Annotated in this window: 10 protein-coding genes; 3 read left to right on the top strand and 7 right to left on the bottom strand. The window is 65.0% G+C overall.

Annotation, left to right across the window (positions count from 1 at the left end):
• Window positions 1-194 precede the first annotated feature (194 nt).
• Complete coding sequence (locus tag RCI06_RS13765; RefSeq protein ID WP_276873900.1) at window positions 195-752, bottom strand: flavodoxin family protein; 558 nt, start codon at window positions 750-752, stop codon at window positions 195-197.
• 19 nt (window positions 753-771) lie between these two features.
• On the bottom strand, window positions 772-1,605 hold the full coding sequence (locus RCI06_RS13760) for a DegV family protein (protein ID WP_276873904.1): 834 nt from the start codon (window positions 1,603-1,605) through the stop codon (window positions 772-774).
• Between the two features lie 309 nt (window positions 1,606-1,914).
• Here RCI06_RS13760 and RCI06_RS13755 point away from each other — a divergent pair, with 309 nt between their 5' ends.
• From RCI06_RS13755 to RCI06_RS13745, 3 genes are read left to right on the top strand one after another with little or no spacing between them, the layout of a single operon-like run.
• The gene (locus RCI06_RS13755) at window positions 1,915-2,151 is read left to right on the top strand and encodes a FeoA family protein (protein WP_101552791.1); all 237 of its coding nucleotides are present in this window, start codon (window positions 1,915-1,917) and stop codon (window positions 2,149-2,151) included.
• Window positions 2,148-4,292, top strand: coding sequence for a ferrous iron transport protein B (gene feoB / locus RCI06_RS13750; protein WP_288234696.1), 2,145 nt, complete (start codon window positions 2,148-2,150; stop codon window positions 4,290-4,292). Before RCI06_RS13755 ends, feoB begins: the two co-directional genes overlap by 4 nt.
• A gap of 15 nt (window positions 4,293-4,307) precedes the next feature.
• Window positions 4,308-4,472, top strand: coding sequence for a FeoB-associated Cys-rich membrane protein (locus RCI06_RS13745; protein ID WP_101552795.1), 165 nt, complete (start codon window positions 4,308-4,310; stop codon window positions 4,470-4,472).
• A gap of 81 nt (window positions 4,473-4,553) precedes the next feature.
• Here the strand turns inward: RCI06_RS13745 and RCI06_RS13740 are convergent, their stop codons facing one another.
• The 5 genes from RCI06_RS13740 to RCI06_RS13720 all read right to left on the bottom strand — a co-directional run bounded on the left by RCI06_RS13740 (window position 4,554) and on the right by RCI06_RS13720 (window position 7,595).
• Window positions 4,554-5,282 carry an NAD-dependent protein deacylase gene (locus tag RCI06_RS13740; RefSeq protein ID WP_306576386.1) on the bottom strand — a complete coding sequence of 243 codons (729 nt, stop codon included), beginning with the start codon at window positions 5,280-5,282 and terminating at the stop codon, window positions 4,554-4,556.
• Between the two features lie 312 nt (window positions 5,283-5,594).
• Entirely contained in the window at window positions 5,595-6,296 is a 702-nt protein-coding gene (locus RCI06_RS13735; protein ID WP_306576385.1) for a DNA alkylation repair protein, read from the bottom strand.
• The gene (locus RCI06_RS13730) at window positions 6,293-6,637 is read right to left on the bottom strand and encodes an MmcQ/YjbR family DNA-binding protein (RefSeq protein ID WP_101552801.1); all 345 of its coding nucleotides are present in this window, start codon (window positions 6,635-6,637) and stop codon (window positions 6,293-6,295) included. The genes RCI06_RS13735 and RCI06_RS13730 overlap by 4 nt, the downstream gene beginning before the upstream one ends.
• Complete coding sequence (locus tag RCI06_RS13725; protein WP_306576384.1) at window positions 6,634-7,095, bottom strand: S-ribosylhomocysteine lyase; 462 nt, start codon at window positions 7,093-7,095, stop codon at window positions 6,634-6,636. The genes RCI06_RS13730 and RCI06_RS13725 overlap by 4 nt, the downstream gene beginning before the upstream one ends.
• A 2-nt stretch (window positions 7,096-7,097) precedes the next feature.
• Window positions 7,098-7,595: a DNA-deoxyinosine glycosylase gene (locus RCI06_RS13720; RefSeq protein ID WP_306576383.1), complete on the bottom strand. Its 498-nt coding sequence runs from the start codon at window positions 7,593-7,595 to the stop codon at window positions 7,098-7,100.
• Window positions 7,596-7,694 lie beyond the last annotated feature (99 nt).

Raw genomic sequence — 7,694 nt, 5'->3', positions numbered from 1 at the left:
CATTTCTTGTCCGTACAAGAAATGGGGCCGCCCGCCGGGGCGGGACCCGGCAACTACGCCGCTCGACGAGCGGTATGTCTAAGGGGTCGCTGTCGGTCGACTACCGACAAGCTACGCCGCTCGATGAGCGGACAATCTAAAACCGCCGTCGGTCGGCCACCGACAACCTCCGCCGCTCGCCGAGCGGCAAACCCCTACAAGTCCATTGCCAAATCGCGCGCGGCCTCCAGCCATTCGCTCTTCGCGGCGTCGCCGATGTCGCCGAGGCCGGACGCCACGAGGATGCCGCGGTCCTCCCAGCCGAGATAGTCGGCCATGACCTCGTAGTTTGCGACGGCGGGCTCGAAGTCGTCCTCCTCCTCGGAGGCGCCGCAGAGGATGAGCGCGCTCTCCTTGTCCGCGAACGCCCGGCGCTTGTCGTCGCCGTGGCAGAGCGGGTAGAACCGGTCGATGACGGCCTTGAGCTGGGCGGGAAATCCAAAGTAATAGATCGGCGCGGCAAAGACGATCATGTCCGCCACATTGAGTTTGGGATAGAGCTTCTGCATGTCGTCCTGCTGGACGCAGGGCATGCCGTCCTTTTTCCAGCAGCGCTCGCACGCCTGGCAGCCCGCAATCTTCATGCCGCTGACCCGCAGGACCTCGGTCTCATGCCCCTTTTCCCGCGCCGCGGCGGCGAACGCCTCCGCGAGGACCTGGCTGTTGCCCTTTGGGCGCGGGCTCCCCACCAATACCAGGATGTTCTTTTTCATGCCACATTCCTCCGTCCGGTCAAAATGCGATGATGACGCCGCCTTCGTTCGCATACATTGTACTGATGCCGCGGGTGGGGGCGACGACGATCTCCTTGAAGTTGTAGCGGCGGGCGGCCTCCGCGCGGATGAAATGCGCCTGCCGTTCGTTGTTGCAGTGGGTGATGACGAGGGTGCGGTCGGAGAAATTGCTCCGCCGCTCGCCGATGATGTCGACCAGCCTTGTGAAAGCGCGCACCGAGCCGCGCGCCTTTTCATAGAGCTTGATTTCGCCGGCGTCCCCCATCATGATCGGACGCAGCGACATCGCGGACGCGACATAGCCGGTCAGCCTGCCCATACGGCCCGCCTTGATGAGGGTGTCGAGGTTCTCCACGATGAAATAGGTCTTCATCCCGTGGATGAACGCGGTGACCTCGCGGACGATCTCGTCGAACGCCATCCCCGCCTCGGCGCACTCCTTGATCCGGATGCCGACGGCGATCTCCCCGGCGGACGCGGAGAGGGAATCGAAGACGTGCACACGGTGGCCCGGATGCTCCGATTCGACCATCTCCCTGGCGACCATCGCGCTGTTGTAGGAGCCGCTCAGCTTGGAGGAAAGGGTGACCGCGAAGACCTCCTTCGCCTCGAGAAAGAGCCTCGCCCACACGTCGGGTGCGGGACAGGCGGATTTCGGGATGTGGCGGCTCTGCTTCATGGCCGCGAGAAACCGCGGGATGTCCATCGAATCGTCATCGACGTAGCTCACGTCGTCGAGCAGGATGGTCAGCGGCGCCGTCCGAGCGTTCAGCGGCCCGGTAAGCGCGGGAACCAGCTCGCAGCAGCTGTCGGCAACCAGTTTGTATTCCATCGTTTCAGGTCCTTTCCACCGCGGCCCCAGCGCCTCCGCCGCAATCCAAAACGGCCCCGCCGTTTTGCGGCCGCCCCGGCGGCCGGTCCGCCCGTGGCGGACGATTGCGGCGCGTGCGCGCCGCGAAATTTACAGTTAGATTTATCATACCGCAGTTTGCCCGATAAATCAATGCGCGTGTCAGGGAATGTTGTGCAAAAAGCCGCCGCCCGCTCCACTTGACAAAGGATATGGGATGGCGTATCATGTAAGCCGTGGCTAACAATTCGATTTGAAACGTCCTGCAACCGCAGGCAATGAGGGGTACATATGACACTGGATCAACTGGGCGTGGGAAACAGCGGCATCATTTTGAAGGTCGGCGGCGCGGGCGCCCTGCGCAGGCGGCTGCTCGACATGGGCCTCACCCCGAAGACGCGGGTGATGGTACGCAAAGTCGCGCCGATGGGCGACCCGATCGAACTGCACCTGCGCGGGTACGAGCTGACCCTGCGGCTCGAGGACGCGCGGGAGATCGAACTGGAAGCAGAGGAGGACGCGCAATGATCTTCGCGCTTGCGGGCAACCAGAACTGCGGCAAGACCACCCTCTTCAACCAGCTGACCGGCTCCAACCAGCACGTGGGGAACTTCCCCGGCGTGACGGTGGAGCGCAAGGAGGGGGTCGTCACCCGCGCGGGACGCAGGGCGATTCCCCGCCTGTGGCACCGGATGCGGCAGGATGAGCGGCACCGCGCGTTCCATGAGGCGGCGCGGGACAACGCGCTGCGCGAGGCGCGGGACGCCATGCGGGAGGCGCACGAGGACCGCCGCCGCCTCGGCGAGATCCGGGTCGTCGACCTGCCGGGCATCTACTCCCTCTCCCCCTATACGAACGAGGAGATCGTCACGCGTGATTTTCTGCTGGATTCCCACCCCGACGGGATCATCAACATCGTCGACGCGACCAACATCGAACGCAACCTCTATCTGACGCTCCAGCTCATCGAGCTGCACATCCCGATGGTCGTGGCGCTCAATATGATGGACGAGTTCCGCGCGAACGGCGGCACGATCAAGATCAAAAAGCTCTCGGAGGAGCTGGGGGTTCCCGTCGTGCCGATCTCGGCGGTCAAAAACGAGGGCATCGACGAGCTCATCCACGCGGCGGCCGCGACCGCCGCCGCGCGGCAGCTTCCCGCGCGGCTCGACTTCTGCTCGGGCGCGGTGCACCGCTGCATCCACGCGGTCGCCCACCTCGTCGAGGACCACGCCGAACGCATCGGCGTGCCGCCGCGCTTTGCCGCCACCAAGCTGGTGGAGGGGGACGCGCCGATGATGGAGCGGCTGGCGCTCTCGGAAAATGAGAAGGACATGGTCGAGCACAGCGTCACCGAGATGGAACAGGAGCTGGGCACCGACCGGGAGGCGGCGCTCGCCGACATGCGTTACTGCTTCATCGACGATTTGGTGCGCACCGCGGTGGTCAAGCCGGGAGAAAGCCGCGAGCACGTGCGCAGCGTGCGGATGGACGCGGTGCTCACCCACAAATATTTTGCCATCCCCATCTTCCTGGTCATCATGCTGCTCATCTTCTGGCTGACCTTCGGGGTGATCGGCAGCTTTTTGAGCGACCTGCTGTCGACGGGCATCGACGCCGTCACCGCCTCCGTCTCGTCGGCGCTCGGCGCCTACGGGCTCAACCCCGTCGTCCACTCGCTGGTCATCGACGGCGTCTTCGCGGGGGTCGGGAGCGTGCTCTCCTTCCTGCCGATCATCGTCGTGCTCTTCTTTTTCCTCTCGATGCTCGAGGACAGCGGCTATATGGCGCGCGTCGCCTTCGTCATGGACAAGCTGCTGCGCAAGATCGGTCTTTCGGGCCGCTCCTTCGTGCCGATGCTCATCGGCTTCGGCTGCTCGGTGCCCGCCATCATGGCGACCCGCACCCTCTCGAGCGAGCGGGACCGCCGCATGACCATCCTGCTCACCCCCTTCATGTCCTGCAGCGCCAAGCTGCCGATCTACGCGATGTTTACCATGGCCTTCTTCCCCAGCCACCGCGCGCTCGTCATGATCTGCCTCTATGCGGGGGGCATGGCCGTCGGGGTGCTCTGCGGGCTGGTGCTCAAAAACACCGCCTTCCACGGCAAGCCGGTGCCCTTCGTCATGGAGCTGCCCAACTACCGCATGCCCAGCCCCAAGAGCGTCTTCCTGCTGCTGTGGGACAAGGCCAAGGACTTTCTGACCCGCGCCTTCACGGTGATCTTCATCGCCACGATCGTCATCTGGTTTTTACAGACCTTCGACACCCGGCTCAACGTGGTCGCCGCGGGCGGCGAGGCGAGCATGCTCGCCTCCTTCGGGCGGTTCCTTTCGCCCATCTTCGCGCCGCTCGGCTTTACCGACTGGCGCGCCTCCACCGCGCTGCTGACCGGCTTTTCCGCCAAGGAGGCGGTCGTCAGCACGCTGGCCGTGCTCACCGGCACCAATACCGCGACCCTCCCCGCCGCGCTCGCCGGCATCTTCACCCCCGCGGCGGCCGTCGCGTTCCTCACCTTTACACTGCTCTACACCCCCTGCGTCGCGGCCGTCGCGGCCGTCAAGCGGGAGCTCGGCGGCGGGCACGCGGCGGCCATGGCGGTCTGCCAGAGCGGGCTCGCGTGGGTGGTGGCGTTCTTCGTCTACCGCGCCGCCCTGCTGTTCGTCTGACGAAAGGAGTTTTCCATGCATCCGATCGATTATCTGGTTCTCGGCCTGCTCGCGTTGCTCGTGGTGCTGGCGGTGCGCTACGCGGTCCGCCACCGGGGCAGGTGCGGGGGCGGCTGCGCCGGCTGCCCCCACGCGGACGGGTGCCGCTCCCCGAGAAAGCGGGACCCCGGGCCGAAATAACGCGCCTTTATAAACCAAGGCTCCCCCACCGCGCCGGGCGCGGTGGGGGAGCCGTTCTTTTGCCCGGACGGCGCGTCCACGCTAACGGGGCGCGCGCACCCGGATCGCGCCGAGCACCCGGCCGATCGGTTCCTGGACCAGCAGGTCGGCCTGGCCGTCCATCGGCGTCGCGGACTTGTTGATGACGGCGATCTTCCCGCCGCAGTAGCGGATGAGCCCCGCCGCCGGATAGACGGCCAGCGAGGTGCCGCCGATGATCAGCAGGTCGCAGGCGGAGATCTCCCGCACCGCGCGTTCGAGGGTGCCGCCGTCGAGGCTCTCCTCGTAGAGCACCACGTCGGGCTTGACCACGCCCCCGCAGACGCACCGGGGCACCCCCTGTGACGCGAGGATGAAGCGCGCGTCGTAAAATCTGCGGCAGTCCATGCAGTAGTTCCGGTGGACCGACCCGTGCAGCTCGAGCACCTCCCTGCTGCCCGCCGCCTGGTGCAGGCCGTCGATGTTCTGGGTGATGACGGCGGAAAGCCTGCCCGCCGCCTCCATCTCGGCGAGCTTGAGGTGCGCGGGGTTCGGCTTGGCGTCGGGCGCAAGCATCTTGGCGCGGTAAAATTCATAGAATTCCTCCGGCCTGCGCGTGAAAAAGGTGTGGCTGATGATCGTTTCGGGCGGGTATTTGTACTGCTGGTTATAGAGCCCGTCCACGCTGCGGAAATCGGGGATGCCGCTTTCGGTCGAGACGCCCGCCCCGCCGAAAAAGACGATTCCGGCGCTCCTGTCGATCAATTCCTGGAGTTTTTCCGTGCCGGTCATTGAAATTCCTCCTTGTAGCATTTTGTCGAAAATCTTCTAACTGTAATATTAATTTTGGCAGAACATGCCTGATGGTCCCAGCGATTTTCCTGTCCGTCCCGCTTGTAAAGAACCCCCTGACATTAACTGTAAAACAACCCTTTAATTGTAAATATTTTCAAAAAGGGGTTGATTTTTCCTGAAAAATGTGATAGACTAATCTTGTTAAAAAATAATCAAAATTGATCAAACTCGACTTACTTCTCTCTTCCACACACACATAGATCGAAAAAAGCGGGCTGTGTCGCACAGTCCGCTTTTTTCCGCCCTTTTTTAACGGACCGCCTTGCGCAGCGCGCGGATCTCCGCCTTCGTCCGGGCGTCCACCCGGTTGGATTCCACGATCTTCTGCAGCGCCATGCGGCGGGTCTGCGGGTCGAACGCCTCCCCCTCGAGCAGGGGCAGCGTCCGCCCGGGGAACTTGACATAGCAGACGGACAGCGCCCACGCGACCGCCATTTTGACATAGTACCCCTCGTGGCGCACCGCCCGCAGAAGGGACAGGACCTCGCCGATGTACTCCTCGTCGACGTAGTAGTCCATCAGCATGACCACCGCGAAGCGAACCTCGAATTCCGCCCCGCCCGCAAAATAGGGCCGCAGGAAGGCGAGCGTCTCCGCCCGGTGCTTTTTCACCAGCTTGAGCCCGGCGCAGACGCTGTCGTTCACCGCCCAGTTGCCGATCTTGGGGATGAATTCCCGCAGGCGCCCGAACAGCTCGTCCGGCTCCATTTTCGCGCACCCGAGCACGAGTCCCTGGAGCATCGTCTCCTCGTAGGTGTCCGTTTGGGCGGCGGCGAGGTAGCCCCGCCAGTCCCCGCGGGCGAGCTCCCGCGCGAGCTGGCGCAGCGCGGGGATGCGCACGCCGAGCAGGTTTTCCACCTCGGGCACCAGCTTCTGGTGGAAGGCGCGGTAGCCGGGATCGGCCATCGCGCGCAGGCGCTCTTTCAGCGCCGCGTATTCTTCCGTCGTCACCGGGATTTCCTCCTCTCCCTCGGCGCGGTCAGCTCCCAGCTGTGGTCGATCATCCCGCGCAGCGTCTCCTCCTCCAGCCCGCCGTTTACGTCGACGGTGTTCCAGTGGGTCTTGTTCATGTGGTAGCCGGGCGTCACCTGCGGATGGACCTTGCGCCAGAATTCCGCCTGCATCGGCTCGCATTTGAGGTTCATGAGCAGCTTCCCCTCCCGCTCGAAGACCATGGCGAAAATCTTGTGGGTGCCCCGGTGGCGCAGGACCGCCCACTCGTCGCCGAACGGGTAGTCCTCATAGGCGTCCGGCCAGGTGAGGCAGAGGCCGGTCAGTTCCCGGCCGGTCATGCGCGGTACGCCATCCGCTCGGGCGTCCAGCCGTCGAGCACCGCCGCGTAGTCCGCCGCCACCGCCTTCGCGCCCGCGAGGTCGTGGTCGCGGAAGTTGCCGCACTCGGCCTCCGCCGCGCCGGGGATCTCCCCCTCGAAGCCCGCGATGAACCGGAAGGTCTCCCGCAGCAGGGAGATGACCTCCTCCTTCGGGATGCTGTCGCGGGTCAGGAAATAAAAGCCCGTGCGGCAGCCCATCGGCCCGACGTAGACGATCCCGTCGGTCCAGCGGCTGTTGCGCACATAGGTGGCGAAGAGGTGCTCGATCGTGTGCAGCGCCCCGTTTTCGAGGAAGCTGCCCGCGTTGGGGATGCACATACGCAGGTCGTAGGTAATCACGTCCCCGTCGATGCGGGAGACGTAGAGGCCCTTTTCCAGTTTGGTGTGGTCGACGCAGAAGCTGGCAATCCGGTTCATATTCAGTCCTCCAGATAATCAAGTACCGCCCGGTAGGCCTCCACGAGCCGCTCAAAGGAACAGGCGCAGTTCGCGGGGCTGGGCGAGGGCAGCGCCAGGGCCGAAAGCCCCGTGCGCGGCCGGATGTGGGTTTGGTAAAGGCCGGCGGCCCGCCTGCCCGTCGTAAAGACGGCGCGGATGTCCGCCGCCGAGAGGATCGGCGTGAGATCGTTGGCGACGGGGTTTTGGATGCTCGCGTCCGACGCGCCCTCGATGTCGCAGGAGGCGAGCACGTCCCACAGCGCGATCCCCCGCCGCAGGGCGAGCGCGCGCTTTTCCGGGACCGTTTGGGGCGCGGGCTCGTCCAGCGCCGCGGCGAGCGCCCGCCAGAAGCGGTTCTGCGGGTGGCCGTAATAGAAGCCCTGCTCCCGCGACTTGGGGGAGGGAATCGTCCCGAGGATGAGCACGCGGGAGCGCGCGTCATAGACGGGCGGGATGGTATGTACGATGTGCGCGGGCATGGCGGACGCCTCCCTTTCCGGGTGATGGGGTGCGGCTGGACTTTGCGGGGCGCGGCGGGAACGCGGGGCGGGGGCGGGATGCCCGCGCGAAGCGCGGGC

This window comes from Anaerotruncus massiliensis (ex Togo et al. 2026) (assembly GCF_030825285.1).
GTDB lineage: Bacteria > Bacillota > Clostridia > Oscillospirales > Ruminococcaceae > Anaerotruncus > Anaerotruncus massiliensis.
Note: the sequence above shows the minus strand (reverse complement) of the source record. Positions and strands in the feature narration are given on the sequence as shown.

Coding starts and splice junctions, on each gene's coding strand:
- RCI06_RS13765 (WP_276873900.1), bottom strand. CDS start 752: ATGAAAAAGAACATCCTGGTATTGGTGGGGAGCCCGCGCCCAAAGGGC.
- RCI06_RS13760 (WP_276873904.1), bottom strand. CDS start 1,605: ATGGAATACAAACTGGTTGCCGACAGCTGCTGCGAGCTGGTTCCCGCG.
- RCI06_RS13755 (WP_101552791.1), top strand. CDS start 1,915: ATGACACTGGATCAACTGGGCGTGGGAAACAGCGGCATCATTTTGAAG.
- feoB (WP_288234696.1), top strand. CDS start 2,148: ATGATCTTCGCGCTTGCGGGCAACCAGAACTGCGGCAAGACCACCCTC.
- RCI06_RS13745 (WP_101552795.1), top strand. CDS start 4,308: ATGCATCCGATCGATTATCTGGTTCTCGGCCTGCTCGCGTTGCTCGTG.
- RCI06_RS13740 (WP_306576386.1), bottom strand. CDS start 5,282: ATGACCGGCACGGAAAAACTCCAGGAATTGATCGACAGGAGCGCCGGA.
- RCI06_RS13730 (WP_101552801.1), bottom strand. CDS start 6,637: ATGACCGGCCGGGAACTGACCGGCCTCTGCCTCACCTGGCCGGACGCC.
- RCI06_RS13725 (WP_306576384.1), bottom strand. CDS start 7,095: ATGAACCGGATTGCCAGCTTCTGCGTCGACCACACCAAACTGGAAAAG.
- RCI06_RS13720 (WP_306576383.1), bottom strand. CDS start 7,595: ATGCCCGCGCACATCGTACATACCATCCCGCCCGTCTATGACGCGCGC.